Annotated in this window: 15 protein-coding genes; 11 read left to right on the forward strand and 4 right to left on the reverse strand. The window is 72.5% G+C overall.

Translation table 11 applies throughout. The features are described from left to right. Positions 1-48 precede the first annotated feature (48 nt). From hutH to ABC138_RS06505, 5 genes are all read left to right on the forward strand, one after another. The gene (hutH, locus tag ABC138_RS06485) at positions 49-1,602 is read left to right on the forward strand and encodes a histidine ammonia-lyase (RefSeq protein WP_345913071.1); all 1,554 of its coding nucleotides are present in this window, start codon (positions 49-51) and stop codon (positions 1,600-1,602) included. 80 nt (positions 1,603-1,682) lie between these two features. Next, complete coding sequence (gene hutU / locus ABC138_RS06490; RefSeq protein WP_345913072.1) at positions 1,683-3,374, forward strand: urocanate hydratase; 1,692 nt, start codon at positions 1,683-1,685, stop codon at positions 3,372-3,374. Beyond that, positions 3,374-4,288 (forward strand): formimidoylglutamase, encoded by a 915-nt coding sequence (gene hutG, locus ABC138_RS06495; RefSeq protein WP_345913073.1) that lies wholly within the window; start codon positions 3,374-3,376, stop codon positions 4,286-4,288. Before hutU ends, hutG begins: the two co-directional genes overlap by 1 nt. Positions 4,289-4,292: 4 nt before the next feature. Beyond that, positions 4,293-5,453: an imidazolonepropionase gene (gene hutI, locus ABC138_RS06500; protein WP_068325910.1), complete on the forward strand. Its 1,161-nt coding sequence runs from the start codon at positions 4,293-4,295 to the stop codon at positions 5,451-5,453. A gap of 135 nt (positions 5,454-5,588) precedes the next feature. Next, complete coding sequence (locus ABC138_RS06505) at positions 5,589-6,947, forward strand: MFS transporter (RefSeq protein ID WP_345913074.1); 1,359 nt, start codon at positions 5,589-5,591, stop codon at positions 6,945-6,947. A gap of 277 nt (positions 6,948-7,224) precedes the next feature. Here ABC138_RS06505 and ABC138_RS06510 read toward each other — a convergent pair whose 3' ends face one another. After that, positions 7,225-7,473, reverse strand: coding sequence for a MaoC/PaaZ C-terminal domain-containing protein (locus ABC138_RS06510; RefSeq protein WP_218005585.1), 249 nt, complete (start codon positions 7,471-7,473; stop codon positions 7,225-7,227). Between the two features lie 138 nt (positions 7,474-7,611). On the opposite strand from ABC138_RS06510, the gene ABC138_RS06515 reads away from it, so the two are divergent. Next, positions 7,612-8,835: an FAD-dependent oxidoreductase gene (locus ABC138_RS06515; RefSeq protein WP_345913076.1), complete on the forward strand. Its 1,224-nt coding sequence runs from the start codon at positions 7,612-7,614 to the stop codon at positions 8,833-8,835. Positions 8,836-8,859: 24 nt separating this feature from the next. Here the strand turns inward: ABC138_RS06515 and ABC138_RS06520 are convergent, their stop codons facing one another. Genes ABC138_RS06520 through ABC138_RS06530 form a run of 3 tightly spaced genes read right to left on the reverse strand, consistent with a single transcriptional unit; the run spans position 8,860 to position 12,214 of the window. Beyond that, the gene (locus ABC138_RS06520; RefSeq protein WP_345913077.1) at positions 8,860-9,438 is read right to left on the reverse strand and encodes a DUF664 domain-containing protein; all 579 of its coding nucleotides are present in this window, start codon (positions 9,436-9,438) and stop codon (positions 8,860-8,862) included. Beyond that, on the reverse strand, positions 9,435-10,640 hold the full coding sequence (locus ABC138_RS06525; protein WP_345913078.1) for a DNA recombination protein RmuC: 1,206 nt from the start codon (positions 10,638-10,640) through the stop codon (positions 9,435-9,437). The genes ABC138_RS06520 and ABC138_RS06525 overlap by 4 nt, the downstream gene beginning before the upstream one ends. A 35-nt stretch (positions 10,641-10,675) precedes the next feature. Further along, entirely contained in the window at positions 10,676-12,214 is a 1,539-nt protein-coding gene (locus ABC138_RS06530; protein ID WP_345913079.1) for a DUF222 domain-containing protein, read from the reverse strand. A gap of 196 nt (positions 12,215-12,410) precedes the next feature. On the opposite strand from ABC138_RS06530, the gene ABC138_RS06535 reads away from it, so the two are divergent. The 5 genes from ABC138_RS06535 to ychF are packed head-to-tail and all read left to right on the forward strand — an operon-like array spanning position 12,411 to position 14,836. After that, the gene (locus ABC138_RS06535; protein ID WP_345913080.1) at positions 12,411-12,797 is read left to right on the forward strand and encodes a DUF664 domain-containing protein; all 387 of its coding nucleotides are present in this window, start codon (positions 12,411-12,413) and stop codon (positions 12,795-12,797) included. Then, a complete protein-coding gene (locus ABC138_RS06540) occupies positions 12,794-12,871 on the forward strand; it encodes a DUF664 domain-containing protein (protein WP_338539277.1) in 78 nt (25 codons plus the stop codon). The genes ABC138_RS06535 and ABC138_RS06540 overlap by 4 nt, the downstream gene beginning before the upstream one ends. A gap of 19 nt (positions 12,872-12,890) precedes the next feature. Beyond that, on the forward strand, positions 12,891-13,451 hold the full coding sequence (locus ABC138_RS06545; RefSeq protein WP_068425385.1) for an NUDIX hydrolase: 561 nt from the start codon (positions 12,891-12,893) through the stop codon (positions 13,449-13,451). Beyond that, positions 13,448-13,738, forward strand: a complete 291-nt coding sequence (locus ABC138_RS06550) for a hypothetical protein (protein WP_068425382.1) — start codon at positions 13,448-13,450, stop codon at positions 13,736-13,738. The genes ABC138_RS06545 and ABC138_RS06550 overlap by 4 nt, the downstream gene beginning before the upstream one ends. Positions 13,739-13,750: 12 nt before the next feature. Beyond that, positions 13,751-14,836, forward strand: coding sequence for a redox-regulated ATPase YchF (gene ychF, locus ABC138_RS06555; protein WP_068325886.1), 1,086 nt, complete (start codon positions 13,751-13,753; stop codon positions 14,834-14,836). Positions 14,837-15,050: the final 214 nt, after the last annotated feature.

The following is a 15,050-nucleotide window of genomic DNA, read 5'->3' on the forward strand; positions in this document are numbered from 1 at the left end:
CGGTCTGGTCGGTGCCCGGGCAGGGGCGGGGAGGAGTTGCATGGACGCATGAGCACCGACACCAGCGCCGTCGTCCTCGGCGACCGGCCCCTCACCATCGACGAGGTCGTCGCCGTCGCCCGGCACGGCGCGCCGGTCACCATCAGCGACGCCGCCTGGGAGCGCGTGCGCGCCGCCCGCACGGTCATCGAGGGCCTGGCGCAGGACACCGAGGCGCACTACGGCGTCTCCACGGGGTTCGGTGCGCTCGCCACGACCCACATCCCGCACGAGAAGCGCACGCAGCTGCAGCGCTCGCTCGTGCGCAGCCACGCCGCCGGGGCCGGCTCGGAGGTCGAGGCGGAGGTCGTCCGCGCGCTCATGCTCCTGCGCGTGCAGACCCTCGCGACCGGCCGTACCGGCATCCGCGAGGAGACCCTGCGCCTCTACCTCGCACTCATCCAGCAGCGGATCACGCCCGTGGTCCACGAGTACGGCTCGCTCGGCTGCTCCGGTGACCTCTCGCCGCTCAGCCACTGCGCCCTCGTCCTCATGGGCGAAGGGGAGGTCGTCGCGGACGGTGAGCACCTCCCCGCCGCCGACGCGCTGGCCGCCGCGGGACTGACCCCGGTCGAGCTCCACGAGAAGGAGGGCCTCGCCCTCATCAACGGCACCGACGGCATGCTCGGCATGCTCTGCCTCGCCGTCCACGACCTGCGTCGGCTGCTCACCACGGCCGACATCGCCGCCGGGATGAGCATCGAGGGCCTCCTCGGCACCGACGACGTCTTCGCCGCCGACCTGCACGCCCTGCGCCCCCAGCCGGGCCAAGCGCTCTCCGCGGCCAACCTGCGAGCAGTGCTGCGGGACAGCCCGATCCGCGACAGCCATCGCGACCCGACGGCGTGCACCCGCGTCCAGGACGCCTACTCCCTGCGCTGCGCACCGCAGGTCCACGGCGGTGCCCGCGACACCGTCGAGCACGCCGCGACGGTTGCCGGGTACGAGCTCGCCTCGGCCATCGACAACCCGGTCGTCACGCTCGACGGCCGGGTCGAGTCCAACGGCAACTTCCACGGGGCGCCGATCGCCTACGTCCTCGACTTCCTCGCGATCGTCGCCGCGGACGTCGCGAGCATGAGCGAGCGACGTACCGACCGCTTCCTCGACGTCGCGCGCAACCACGGCCTCCCGCCCTTCCTCGCGGACGACCCCGGCACCGACTCCGGGCTGATGATCGCCCAGTACACGGCGGCGGGCATGGTCTCGGAGATGAAGCGCCTCGCCGCCCCCGCGAGCGTCGACTCGATCCCGAGCAGCGCGATGCAGGAGGACCACGTGTCGATGGGCTGGGGCGCGGCGCGCAAGCTGCGTCGCTCGGTCGACGCGCTCGCGCGGGTCGTGGCCGTCGAGCTGCACACCGCGGCGCGGGGGATCGCGTTGCGGGCCCCCCTTCGCCCCGGTCCGGCGTCGGGCGCCGTCATCGAGGCCCTCGCCGCGCACGGCCGGGTCACCCCCGGACCCGACCGCTTCACCTCACCGGACCTGGCGGCCGCCCACGCGGCCGTCGTCGACGGGTCCGTCCTCGCCGCCGCTCAGTCCGCGACCGGCCCACTCAGCTAGTCCATCCCAGCACGACCCCTTCGAGACGGTTGCTCCGCAACCTCCTCAGGGAGCGTGCTCCTCACGAAGGAGTGATCACCATGGACGGAGCCCGTCCCGTGCGTGCCGCCCGCGGCACCGAGCTCACCGCCCGCAGCTGGCAGACCGAGGCGCCGCTGCGCATGCTGATGAACAACCTCGACCCCGAGGTCGCCGAGCGGCCCGACGACCTCGTCGTCTACGGCGGCACCGGCCGTGCCGCGCGGTCGTGGGGGGCCTTCGACGCGATCGTCGAGACGCTCACCGACCTCGCCGACGACGAGACCCTCCTCGTGCAGTCCGGCAAGCCGGTCGGTGTGCTGCGCACCCACCCGTGGGCGCCGCGCGTGCTCCTCGCCAACTCCAACCTCGTCGGCGACTGGGCGACGTGGCCGCAGTTCCGCAGGCTCGAGGCGGAGGGCCTGATGATGTACGGCCAGATGACGGCCGGCTCGTGGATCTACATCGCGACCCAGGGGATCCTGCAGGGCACCTACGAGACCTTCGCGGCCGTGGCCCGCAAGCGGTTCGACGGCACCCTCGCGGGCACGATCACGCTCACCGGCGGCTGCGGCGGCATGGGCGGCGCGCAGCCCCTCGCCGTGACCCTCAACGGCGGTGTCGCGCTCGTCGTCGACGTCGACAGCACCCGCCTCGAGCGTCGCGTCGCCAAGCGCTACCTCCACGAGATCGCCGACTCCGTGGACGACGCGATCGCCCGCGCCACCCAGGCGAAGGGGGAGCGTCGCGCGGTGTCCATCGGCATCGTCGGCAACGCCGCGGACGTCTTCCCCGAGCTGCTCGCCCGGCACCGTGCCGGTGACCTGACGATCGACGTCGTCACGGACCAGACGAGCGCGCACGACCCCCTGAGCTACCTTCCTTCGGAGGTGTCGTTGGAGGAGTGGCAGCGCGAGGCCGCGGCCGACCCCGAGGGATTCACGAAGAAGGCGCGGGAGTCGATGGCCCGGCAGGTGCAGGCGATGGTCGAGCTCCAGGACGAGGGGGCCGAGGTCTTCGACTACGGCAACAGCATCCGCGACGAGGCCCGGCAGGCGGGGTACGCGCGGGCCTTCGAGTTCCCGGGGTTCGTCCCGGCGTACGTCCGGCCGCTCTTCTGCGAGGGCCTCGGCCCCTTCCGCTGGGTGGCGCTGTCAGGGGACCCGGAGGACATCGCCGTCACCGACGCCGCACTCAAGGAGCTCTTCCCGGACAACGAGCACCTGCACCGGTGGCTCGACGCTGCGGCCGAGTTCGTCGAGTTCGAGGGCCTGCCCGCCCGCATCTGCTGGCTCGGCTACGGCGAGCGCCACAGGGCCGGCCTGCTCTTCAACGAGCTCGTCCGCGACGGCAAGGTCAAGGCGCCCATCGTCATCGGTCGTGACCACCTCGACTCAGGCTCCGTCGCCTCGCCCTACCGCGAGACCGAGTCGATGCTCGACGGCTCCGACGCGATCGCCGACTGGCCGCTGCTCAACGCGCTCACCGCAGCCTCGTCCGGCGCGACCTGGGTCTCGATCCACCACGGCGGGGGCGTCGGGATCGGGCGCTCGATCCACGCCGGCCAGGTGGGCGTCGCCGACGGCACCGAGCTGGCCGCGCAGAAGCTCGAGCGCCTGCTCACCAACGACCCCGGCATGGGCGTCCTGCGGCACGTCGACGCCGGCTACGCGCGGGCGGCGGCGGTCGCGGCCGAGCGCGGCGTGCGGGTGCCGATGGCGCCGACGATCCGCGACGCGGAGACCACGGGCTGATGGCCCCCTTCGCGTGGGAGGGCCGGAGCGACGGCGAGGGGCCGCAGCACCGTCGCTTCTGGAACGCGGTCGTCGAGCCGGGTGCCCGTGCGGACGTCGCGCTCGTCGGCTTCGCGAGCGACGCGGGGGTGGCGCGCAACGGCGGCCGGGTCGGTGCCGCGGAGGGGCCGACCGCACTGCGGCAGGCGCTCGCCTCGCTCGCCGTGCACGACGACCTCGTCGTCGCGGACCACGGTGACGTCGAGGTGACCGACGACGACCTCGAAGGGGGGCACGCCCGCCTCGGCCGGGCCGTCGCCACCGCCCGGGAAGGCGCGCCGCTCACCGTCGTCCTCGGCGGCGGGCACGAGACGGCGTACGGCAGCCACCTGGGACTGGGGCTGCGGCCCCGGCTCGGGGTGCTCAACCTCGACGCGCACTTCGACCTGCGGGAGGCCGACCGACCCACGTCGGGGACGCCCTTCCTGCAGATGGCACGCGAGCGGCAGGCCGCCGGCCTCGACGTGCACTACGGCGTCGTCGGCATCAGCCGGACGAGCAACACGAGCGCGCTCTTCGACACCGCCCACGCGATCGGTGCGTCCTGGGTGCTCGACGACCACTGCCAGACGGAGGCCGGGCCGCTCGCGTACGTTCGGCGCTTCCTCGCCGGTGTCGACGAGGTGCACCTGTCGATCGACCTGGACGTGCTGCCCGCGGCGGTCGCCCCGGGCGTGAGCGCGCCTGCGGCACTGGGGGTCCCCCCCTTCGTCATCCAGCGCGTGTGCGACGCGGTCGTCGCGAGCGGCAAGCTCGTGCACCTCGACGTCACCGAGCTCAACCCGCGGTACGACGTCGACGCGCGCACGGCCCGGGTCGCCGCCCGGCTCGTCCACCGCGTCATCACCGGTCGGACCGCACGGCAGAAGGGCTGAGCACATGTCCACCCTCGTCACCGGCATCGGCGAGCTCGTCACCTGCGACGGGAGCGGCGAAGGGGGCGCCGGCCCCCGCGCCGACCACGCCCTCGTCGTCGAGGAGGGCCGCATCGCGTGGCTCGGTCCGGCGTCGTCGGCACCCGCGGCGGACACCGTCATCGACGTCGAGGGGCGGTGCGTCACACCGGGGTTCGTCGACAGCCACGCGCACCTGGTCTTCGCGGGGGACCGGTCCGCGGAGTTCGCCGCCCGGATGGCCGGGGAGGCCTACGACGGAGGCGGCATCGGCGTCTCGGTCGCGGCGACCCGCGCGGCCGGCGACGAGGTCCTGCGGGCGGCGCTCGCGGCCCGCGTGGCCGAGATGCGCGCCCAGGGGACGAGCACCGTCGAGGTGAAGTCCGGCTACGGGCTGACCGTCGCCGACGAGGAACGGGCCCTGCGGCTGGCCGCGGAGGTCACCGACGAGGTGACCTACCTCGGCGCCCACGTGGTGCCCGCCGAGATGCGCGAGGACCGGGCCGGCTACCTCGAGCTCGTGACGGGGGAGATGCTCGCGGCCTGCGCGCCGCACGCGCGCTGGGTCGACGTCTTCTGCGAGCCCCACTCGCCGCACGCCTTCACGGGCGAGGAGTCGCGGGTCGTCCTCGAGGCGGGGCGTGACGCCGGGCTCGGGCTGCGCGTCCACGGCAACCAGCTCGGCCACGGGCCGGGCGTGCAGCTCGCCTGCGAGCTCGGCGCCGCGAGCGTCGACCACTGCACCTACCTCTCGGACGCCGACGTCGACGCCCTCGTCGGCTCGGCCGGGACCACGACCGCGACCCTGCTGCCCGGCGTCGAGTTCTCCACCCGTTCGCCCTACCCGGACGCGCGGGCGTTGCTCGACGCCGGGGTCTCGGTCGCGCTCGCCAGCGACTGCAACCCGGGCACCTGCTACTCGAGCTCGATCCCCTTCGTCATCGCGCTCGCGGTGCGGGAGATGGGCTTGACCCCGAGCGAGGCGCTCGTCGCCGCCACGCGCGGGGGGGCGCGGGCGCTGCACCGGGAGGACATCGGCCGCATCGAGGTCGGCACGCGCGCCGACCTGGCGGTGCTCGACGCGCCCAACCACCTGCACCTGAGCTACCGCGCGGGCGTGCCGATCGCGCGGGTGCTGGAGGTGTGACGCCTCACCACGGAGGCACCGGACCGGCGTTTTCCACGGGACGGAACTCGTGCTTGGTCGGTCCGCATCGCCTCCGTACGTTCGGCCCTCAAGACATGGGGCAACGGGGCCCCATGCCGGCGAGAGGCACCCTGCATGTCCGCAACCACCGCTCCAACGGCCGAGCCCCAGGGGCTCAAGCGCGTCGTCGCTGCCGGCTTCATGGGCACGACGATCGAGTACTTCGACTTCTTCATCTACGGGACGGCCGCCGCGCTCGTCTTCCCGAAGCTCTTCTTCCCAGCCCTCGGGACGGCAGCCGGCACGGCCGCGTCCTTCGCGACCTTCGGCGTCGCCTTCCTGGCGCGCCCGGTCGGCGGCCTGGTCTTCGGCCAGATGGGCGACCGCGTCGGTCGCAAGGCCACGCTCATCACGACGATGCTCCTCATGGGTGCGGCCACCGTGCTCATCGGCCTGCTGCCCTCGGGCAACACGATCGGCCTGGCCGCGCCCATCCTCCTCATCGTCCTGCGTTTCCTCCAGGGCCTGGCCGTCGGCGGTGAGTGGAGCAGCGCCGCCCTCTTCGTCGTCGAGCACGCCCCACCCGGCAAGCGTGGTCTGTACTCCCTCGCGCAGACGCTGGGCACGACCTTCGGCCTGCTCCTCGCGACGCTGACCTTCCTCGTCATCGGCCTGAGCATCTCCGAGGCCGCCTTCGCCTCGTGGGGCTGGCGCATCCCCTTCCTGCTGAGCGCGATCCTCGTCGCGGTCGGCATGTGGGTCCGGCTCGGGGTGACCGACACCCCGGTCTTCAAGGACGCGATGGCCCAGGCCGAGCACGCCAAGGCGGCCAAGGCGCCGGTCCGTGAGCTCTTCGCCAACCAGCGCAAGGAGGTCTTCCTCGCCTCCGGGTCGGTGCTGATGTGGCTGTCCTTCTTCTACATGGGGGCCGTCTACCTGACGAACTACGGCACCAAGGTCCTCGGCATCCCCAAGAACACGATGCTGACCATCCAGTTCATCGCGATCGCCGGCTGCATCCTCGGCCAGGTGATCGGCGCACGGATGTCGGACAAGGTCGGGCGCCGCGCCATCCTCCTCGCCGGCAACGGTGCCGCCGTGGTGTGGGCCTTCGTCCTCTTCCCGATGGTCGACACGGGCAAGCCGGTCATCATCGGCACCGCGCTGACCGTCACCCTCTTCGTCGTCGGTCTGTCCAACGCGTCGACGACGGTCTTCCTCCCGGAGACCTTCCGTACCGCGTACCGCAGCACGGGCACGGGCGTCTCCTTCAACATCGGCAGCGTCGTCGCCGGTGCGCTCCCGCCGATCCTCGCGGCCCCGATCCTCGCGGGCTACGGGAGCATCGGTCTGTCGATCATGCTCGCGTCCTCGCGGCCGTGGCCGTCGTCTCCGTCGTCCTCATGCGGGAGACGAGCAAGGAGTCGCTCTACGACCACGACCACCGCGAGATCGAGGGGGGCACGGAGAACACGGACGCCGCGCCTGCCGTGACCGCCTAGGTCCGCGACCACGACGAAGGGGGTGTGTCCCGGCTCGACCGGGATCCACCCCCTTCGTCGTGCGTGGGCTCACGGCGGCCCAGTGGGTTCCGGGCGCCGGAACCTCCTCTGGGGCGCGCGCACGCGCGTGGCTAGCGTCACGCACACACCAGTTCCACCACTGCCCAGGAGGCATCCCCCATGAGCGCACAACTCACCGTCGAGCAGAGCGCCGAGCTCACCGCCGAGAGCACCAGCCGCTTCGTGCAGACGGCCACCCACCGGATCCACTAGATGCCCAGGCGGGAGGCCAGGCCCATGGCGACCGACAGGCCGAGCACGCCGTGGGCGATGGGCCGGCCGAAGCGTCCGTCCGCCGTGTGCACGGCGTCGGTGTGCACCGGGTTGGTGTCCCAGCTCCACCCGGCGAAACCCACGAGGTCGGCCTCGGTGATGGTGCGGCCCTGGGTGCGGAAGACCTGCCCGGCGGCGAAGTCCTCGAAGTACCAGTCGGCCGGTGATCCCGTCGCAGTGGTCATGGGGCCATCATCGCCCGGGACGAAGAGGGTGCTTCCGAGCGGTTCCGAGGCGTGGAAAGAGCAGTGCGGGTCGATCGGCGGCGCGGGCGAGGATGCGGCAACCCATCGTCAGCGCGGCATCGCGCAGGAGGCATGAGCATGAGCGACAACGACGTCATCATCGTCGGTGCGGGCCCGGTCGGGCTCATCACCGCACTGGGACTGGCCCAGCAGGGGGTGTCCGTGACGATGCTCGACGCGGCAGAGGACATCCTGGACGAACCCCGGGGCATGACCTACCACTGGGCGGTGCTGGCCGGGCTCGAGCGCCTCGGCGTCCTCGACGACGCCATGGCCACCGGGTGGCTGAACCACGACTCGAGCGCTCAGGTGCTCCGCACCGGCGAGCGGTTGTCGATGGACATCGGGCTGCTGGCGGACGACGTGCGTCACCCCTACAGCCTCATCCTCGGGCAGGACGCCCTCGCCGGCGTCGTGCGGAGCCACCTGGAGCGGCTGCCCGACGCGCAGATCCGCTGGGGGCACGTCGTCACGGGCTTCGAGCAGGACGACACCGGCGTCACGGTGCACGTCGAGACCGCCGACGGGACCCACGGCCTGCGCGCCGGCTGGCTCATCGGCGCAGATGGTGCCCGCAGCGTGGTGCGCAGGGGACTCGGCCTCGACTTCGCGGGCATGACCTGGGGTGAGCGCTTCGTCGCGACCAACTGCCGCGGTCGGTACGAGGACCACTTCGTCTCGGGGTACCTCATCGACCACGAGCACGGAGCGGTGATCCACAAGATCACCACCGACGGCCTGTGGCGCCACACCTTCTCCGAGTCCCTCGACCTGCCCGAGGAGGGGATCGAGCAGCGGATGGTCGAGCACTTCCGGGCCGTGCTGCCGGCGGAGGACTTCGAGCACGAGATGCTCCTGTGGAGGCACTACCGGATGCACCAGCGTTCGGCCGAGACCTACCGCGTCGGACGGGTCCTGCTCGCGGGCGACGCCGCCCACGTGACCAACCCGACCCGCGGCTTCGGCCTCGTCGGCGGCATGTTCGACGCCTTCACGCTGACGGAGGCGCTCGGGGCCGTGATCGACGGCGGCGACGTCGAGCTCCTCGACCGGTACGCGCAGGAGCGCCAGCGCGTCTTCTGGGACTACACGACGCCGATCTCGAGCGACAGCAAGCGCCTGGTCTTCGAGCCCACCGAGGAGCGGCTCAACGGGTTCCGCAGTGTTGCAGCGGACCCCGCGAAGACCCGCAGCTACCTGCTGAGTGGGGTCGCGCTCGCCACGCCCTCGCTGCTCGGGACGATGGACGTGTGGGAGACGGTCGGTGCCGAGCCGGGACTCGGGGCGGCGCTCGGCGGGTGAGCGCACGGTCCGGGTCGGCCGTCGTCAGGCCGGGGGCCAGGTCCAGTCGTCCGGCGGGTCCTCGCCCGTGCGCCCGTCCACGGACTCGCGGATCAGGTCGGCGTGGCCCGTGTGCCGGCCGTACTCCTCGAGCAGGTCGAGCAGGAGGCGGCGCAGGTTGGCGCTGCCGCGGTCGGGGTCCTCGACCTCGACCCTCTGGTCGAGCCCACCGGCCGTGACCGCTTGGGCGATGCGGGTGCGCGCCCGGGCCACCGCGTCGTCATAGCGGGCGTACAGCTCCTCGGCCGGCTCGCTCGGCGCGAAGATCTCCGACCACCGGTCCGGCTCCCTCGGGTCACCCCAGTGCTCGGGGATCTCGGTGCCGTCCAGCGAGTGCGTCGAGGCGAGGTCCTCGATGAAGGCCAGGTGGTTGAGCAGGCCGCCGAGCGAGAGCTCGGAGACGCCGACCCGGTGGGCCAGCCCCGTCTCGTCGAGGCCGTCGGCCTTCCACCGGAAGGTGGCGCGCTGCCGGTCGAGGGCGGCGACGACCTGCTCGGCGTCGGTGCCGGCGACCGGCGGCTCCCACTGCGGGATGTCCGGGTGCGCCTGCGGTGACTGCGTCATGAGGCCTCCTCCTGCGCGGTGCTCGTCCGGCCACCCTCCCACCGACCCTGCGTGCTGTCGACGTCCAGCTCGGGGCGTGCGTCCTCGACGGCCACCGCGTCGAGGAGCTCGGGGGCGGTGAGCGGCCGTGGGGCCACGGTCACCGGCTGGACCTCGTCGATCGCGTCCGTCGCCAGCCCGAGCTCCTGCATGCGGCGGGCGCTCACGAGGACCCGGCTCTCGAGCGAGCCGACGAGGCGGTTGTAGTCCTCGACCGACCGCTGGAGCGAGCGACCCATCCGGGTCGCGTGCTCGCCGAGGTTGCCGAGCCGCGCGTAGAGCTCCCGGCCGACCGCCAGCAGCTCGCGGGCCTCGCTCGTCACGGTGTCCTGCTGCCAGGCGAAGGCGACGGTGCGCAGCAGCGCCAGCAGGGTGCTGGGTGAGACGAGCACGACCTTGCTCGCCATCGCCTCCTCGTGGAGCCCGGGCACCCGGGCCAGCGCGGCGGCCAGCGTCGCGTCCGACGGCACGAAGCACACGACCATCTCCGGCGAGGGGTCGAAGGCGGTCCAGTACCCCTTGCCCGAGAGCGTGTCGACGTGCGCGCGAAGTGAGGCCGCGTGCCCCTCGAGCAGACGCTCGCGCTCACCCGGGTCGATGTCCTCGGCCTGGGCCTGCAACCAGTGCGACATGGGGGCCTTCGCGTCGACGACGAGGTGCTTGCCGCCGGGCAGGCGGACCACGACGTCGGGCCGCACGTCACGACCGGCGGAGGTCACCCCCTTCGCCTGCTCGTCGAAGTCGCTGCGCGCCAGCATCCCGGAGACCTCGAGCACCCGACGCAGCTGCACCTCGCCCCACGCACCCCGCACGGAGGACACGCGCAGCGAGGAGGCGAGCGAGGACGCCTCGTGCCCGACGCGCGTCGTCGTCTGCTCGACCCGGCCGAGCGCCTCACGGACGGAGGCGAACTGGTCGACCCGGTCGCGCTCGAGCTCCTCGACCTTGCGCGAGACGCGCCGCAGCACCTCCTCCATCGGTGCCAGCGCGGCCGCCGTGCGCGAGTCGTCCTCGTGCGCCGAGGTGAGCTCGTCGACCCGCTCGCGCAGCCCGTCACGCTCGGCGCGGGCAGTCGCCACCCGAGCCTGTGCGGCCAGGTGCGCGACGAGGGCCCCCACCAGCGCACCGATCACCAGTCCGGTCAGCAGCGTCGTGATCTCCATGGCCCCAGCCAACCAGCGGCCGACGACAACGCGGGTCAGAAGGGTGGCGGGTCGTCGCTCCGGGTCGCCGGCCCGGTTGCCTCGTTGGTCCCCGTGGGTGGGGACGAGGTCCTGGCCCGGTCGTCTGCGTCCACAGTGTCCACGGTGTCCACGGTGTCCACGGTGTGCGCCGGGAAGGTGAAGGCGGTCGTGCCGCCGGGGGTGACCCACTCGGTGGACCCGTCCGCCCGCAGCCGGTGGGTCCAGCGCGGAGCGTGCTTGACGCGGTGGTGGTGCCGGCACAGCGCCGAGAGGTTGGCGGGCGTGGTCCCGCCCCGCGGCCACGGGAGCGCGTGGTCCACGTCGGCCTGCCAGCCGAGTCGCGTGGACTCCACCGGGCGACCGCAGCCCCACATCCGGCACGTGCCGTCACGCGTCGCGACGAACTCGCGCTGGGCCCTGGGGACGACGTACCGGTCGGTGGACGTCTCGAGGAGGGTGCCGGTGCGGGCGTCCAGGAGCGCTCTGCCCACCCGGGTGTCCAGGCGCCCGACGATGGCGGCGACGACGTCCGGCGGGACGAACCCGACACCCGGGATGGTCGTGCCGGAGATCCACGGAGACTGGTCCGAGTCGTCGAGCCGGACCTGGGTGGTGACGTCCGCTATCCACTCCTCGGCGAGGACCTCGACCGCGTCCGGGCCCGACCCGGTGACGAGGCGCACCCTCTCCGTCGTGCCTCCGCAGCACCCCTGCGGCGGAGCGAAGGTCAGGCGGGACACGGCGGAGGCGATGACGGGGATCCCCAGGCGTACCTGTGCCTCCACCTCGACCCCGCGCAGGACCAGGTCCGCGAGACCGAGGGCTCGCGCGCTCCCGGCGGTCAGTGTCGGGTCGCTCTCCCGCCGGACCCGCCCGGCGGCGTCGACCGCAGCCTTGATCGCGGCCCCCACCTCAGTGGGCAGGGTCGCCGTCAGGCACGTCGTGCCGACCGGCCCCGGGTCGGTGCGCACGTCGAGCCGGTCCCGCCGGTTGGCCTCGGCCCGTGCCTGCATGAGGTCGGGGTCGAGCCGGCTGATCAGCCGTCGGCAGGTCTTGGCGATCTCGTGCGGCTCCATCCCGCAGATCCGGACGGAGCCGGGCTGGCCTCGTCGGGCCCCGAGGAGGTGCTCGACGATCGCCTGCGTCGTCTCCGCGCTCGTGTCCTGCGTGTGCCGGTGCACCTGCTCCAGCGCCCGGCGGCTCACCTGGCCGCTGGCAAGCAGGGGAACGATGCCGGCCAGGTCGGTCGCAGCGCGGGCAACGAGCTCGCAGCGGCGCCCGGCCTCCGTCGGCCCCACCGCGACCGCGAGGGCGAGGACGTCCGGTGCCATGTCGGCGACCCGGTCGGCCGGCAGCCGGAGCTCGCGGAAGAGCCCGTCGGGGCCCCGCTCCTCGCCCCGCCGGTTGAGCTCCGCCACGAGCGTGAGCTCGAGGGCATCGATGGTGCGGCGTGCCGCCTCGGCGCTCCGGAGTGCCGCCTCGAGGTCCCGGTCGTCCATGCCCGGTGCCGCGGTGCGGGCACCCGCGTGGGCCCGGGCCACGCCTGAGATCACCGCGGCGATCGCCCCCGGTGGCCCCTCCCCACCTCCTGCGGACCTTGCGCCCCTCGCGTCCATCGGATCTGTCTCGACGACTGCCACGTCATCCCCCTTCGTCCGTGTCGACGACCCCATGACTGATCCTCTCGTCGACCACCGACAACGGTGCCGACCCGTTGACCACCGGCAGGCGCCGCAGGATCGTGGAGCCATGAGCGACACCCAGCGCGCCGAAGGACTCGTCGACGCGAGCGGACGCGACCCCCGCTCGCCCCAGGACCTCGCGGGCGACGAGCGCACGATGCTCACCGGTTTCCTGCGGCGGCAGCGCGAGACGCTCGAGGCCAAGTGCGCCGGGCTGGGCCCAGAGCAGCTCGCCGAGCGCGCGGTGGAGCCGTCGACGATCTCCCTCCTCGGGCTCGTCCGCCACATGGCGCGCGTCGAGCGCGGGTGGTTCCGCCAGTGCGTCGAAGGGGAGGACGTCGCCACCCTCTTCCGCGGTCCGGGCAACATGGACGGTGAGTGGGGCGAGGCGGTCGGGCCTTCGTCGACCACAGCGGGTGGCAGTGGAACCTGCGCTCCCTGCTCGGGCACATGATCGAGGAGTACGCCCGGCACCTCGGCCACGCGGACCTGCTGCGTGAGCGCATCGACGGCCGTCTGGGGGAGTAGCGCGGGTAGCCTCGGGGCCATGACGCGCGACGAGCCCACCGAGGAACAGGTCAAGGCCTCGACGGCTCGTCCCGACCTCGGGACCGAGGCCGGGCGCCTCGCCTTCAACTCGGTCCTCAACGCCCGCCTGCCCAAGAAGCGCCTCATCGCCCAAGGGGTCCTGCGCACGGACGGCGGTCGCATCGCCCTGTGCGAGCTGGTCTACAAGCAGGACTGGGACCTGCCCGGCGGCATCGTCGACCCGGGGGAGTCGCCGGCCCACTGCGTCGTGCGCGAGGTCAGGGAGGAGCTCGGCCTCGACGTCACCGTCCGGGGACTGCTCGCCGTCAACTGGCTGCCGCCCTACCGCGGCTGGGACGACGCTCTGCTGTGCCTCTTCGACCTCGGCCACGTCCCGGAGGAGGTCCTCGCCGGGGCCCGGCTCCAGGCACGCGAGATCAAGGCGGTCCACTGGGCCGACGCGCAGACCGTCGCCGAGCGGGTGGCCCCGTACACCGCGGCCATGGTCGCGGAGGTCGCCATGGGCGCCGTCGACGCCACCGCCTACCTCGAGAACTCCATCCCGCCGGAGGACGCGTGAGCGACCCGCTGGAGGACGTGCAGCTGCCGCGGCGGACCACGCGCATGCCGTTCTGGTCCATGTGGGGGCGGGAGACCGCCAAGGACTTCGTGCTGCTCCTCGCGGCGATCCCCGTGGTCTGCGTCCTGATCTACGTGCCCGTCCTCGCGACCTCCGGCGGGTCGTGGCCGCGGCTGGTCGGCCTGCTCCTCCTCTTCGTCGCGATCTGGTGCGTCCTGCGGGTCGTGCTCCACCGCTGGGTGGCCGCGGGGACGGGCGAGGCGGGGGATCCCCCTTCGCGCGGTTAGACTCCTGTCCCCGTGGCACTCTCCATCGGAATCGTCGGTCTCCCCAACGTCGGCAAGTCGACGATGTTCAACGCCCTGACGAAGAACAACGTCCTCGCCGCGAACTACCCCTTCGCGACCATCGAGCCGAACGTCGGCGTCGTCCCGCTGCCGGACGCGCGCCTGAAGCGGCTCGCCGAGATCCACGGGAGCGAGAAGATCCTCCCCGCGACGGTCTCCTTCGTCGACATCGCCGGCATCGTCCGTGGCGCGAGCGAAGGGGAGGGCCTCGGCAACAAGTTCCTCGCCAACATCCGCGAGTCGGACGCGATCTGCCAGGTGGTGCGCGCCTTCGTCGACGACGACGTGACCCACGTGGACGGCAAGATCGACCCGGCCTCCGACATGGAGACGATCAACACCGAGCTCGTCCTCGCCGACCTCCAGACCCTCGAGTCCGCGATCCCGCGGATCGAGAAGGAGGTCAAGGGCAAGAAGACCGACAAGGACGTCCTCGACACCGCGCTCGCCGCCCGCGAGGTGCTCGAGGCGGGCGACACGCTCTTCGCGAAGGGGGCCGCCGCCGGGGTCGACATGAAGATCGCCTCCCAGCTCGGTCTCCTCACGACCAAGCCCTTCCTCTACGTCTTCAACGTCGACGAGGACCAGCTGACCGACACCGAGCTGCAGGCGCAGATGCAGGCGCTCGTCGAGCCGGCCGAGGCGATCTTCCTCAACGCCAAGCTCGAGTCCGAGGTCGCCGAGCTCGACGACGAGGACGCGCGTGAGCTCCTCGAGAGCGTCGGCATCGACGAGCCGGGTCTGGACCAGCTGGCGCGCAAGGGCTTCAACACGCTCGGCCTGCAGACCTACCTCACCGCTGGCCCCAAGGAGTCGCGCGCGTGGACGATCCACCGCGGCGACACCGCCCCCAAGGCGGCCGGTGTCATCCACACCGACTTCGAGCGCGGGTTCATCAAGGCCGAGGTCGTCTCCTTCGAGGACCTCGACCGGCTCGGGTCCATGGCCGAGGCCAAGGCCGCCGGCAAGGTGCGCATGGAGGGCAAGGACTACGTCATGGTCGATGGTGACGTCGTGGAGTTCCGCTTCAACGTGTGAATCCACGCAAAACCGCAGGTCAGAGGGAGTGTGACCCCTCCCAGTCCGCACAGAGTCCGCAAGAAATCTAGTGTGACGGGCTCGATCCGGCAGTTCGGAGGGCCCCTCCGGACCCCGAGTGTTGCCAATGACCCGCCCGTGAGGTGACTCGTGAGGCGGTGTGGCGCAGGTCCGGGATCGTTCACGGCAGAAGCGGACCTCAGACGCGGGCGCT

Origin of the sequence: Janibacter sp. LM (assembly GCF_039631275.1) — a bacterium.
GTDB classification, from domain to species: domain Bacteria; phylum Actinomycetota; class Actinomycetes; order Actinomycetales; family Dermatophilaceae; genus Janibacter; species Janibacter terrae.

What these genes read in the sequence shown, in the direction of transcription:
- hutH (WP_345913071.1), top strand. Translation starts at nt 49, where the DNA reads ATGAGCACCGACACCAGCGCCGTCGTCCTCGGCGACCGGCCCCTCACC.
- hutU (WP_345913072.1), top strand. Translation starts at nt 1,683, where the DNA reads ATGGACGGAGCCCGTCCCGTGCGTGCCGCCCGCGGCACCGAGCTCACC.
- hutG (WP_345913073.1), top strand. Translation starts at nt 3,374, where the DNA reads ATGGCCCCCTTCGCGTGGGAGGGCCGGAGCGACGGCGAGGGGCCGCAG.
- hutI (WP_068325910.1), top strand. Translation starts at nt 4,293, where the DNA reads ATGTCCACCCTCGTCACCGGCATCGGCGAGCTCGTCACCTGCGACGGG.
- ABC138_RS06505 (WP_345913074.1), top strand. Translation starts at nt 5,589, where the DNA reads ATGTCCGCAACCACCGCTCCAACGGCCGAGCCCCAGGGGCTCAAGCGC.
- ABC138_RS06510 (WP_218005585.1), bottom strand. Translation starts at nt 7,473, where the DNA reads ATGACCACTGCGACGGGATCACCGGCCGACTGGTACTTCGAGGACTTC.
- ABC138_RS06515 (WP_345913076.1), top strand. Translation starts at nt 7,612, where the DNA reads ATGAGCGACAACGACGTCATCATCGTCGGTGCGGGCCCGGTCGGGCTC.
- ABC138_RS06520 (WP_345913077.1), bottom strand. Translation starts at nt 9,438, where the DNA reads ATGACGCAGTCACCGCAGGCGCACCCGGACATCCCGCAGTGGGAGCCG.
- ABC138_RS06525 (WP_345913078.1), bottom strand. Translation starts at nt 10,640, where the DNA reads ATGGAGATCACGACGCTGCTGACCGGACTGGTGATCGGTGCGCTGGTG.
- ABC138_RS06535 (WP_345913080.1), top strand. Translation starts at nt 12,411, where the DNA reads ATGAGCGACACCCAGCGCGCCGAAGGACTCGTCGACGCGAGCGGACGC.
- ABC138_RS06540 (WP_338539277.1), top strand. Translation starts at nt 12,794, where the DNA reads ATGATCGAGGAGTACGCCCGGCACCTCGGCCACGCGGACCTGCTGCGT.
- ABC138_RS06545 (WP_068425385.1), top strand. Translation starts at nt 12,891, where the DNA reads ATGACGCGCGACGAGCCCACCGAGGAACAGGTCAAGGCCTCGACGGCT.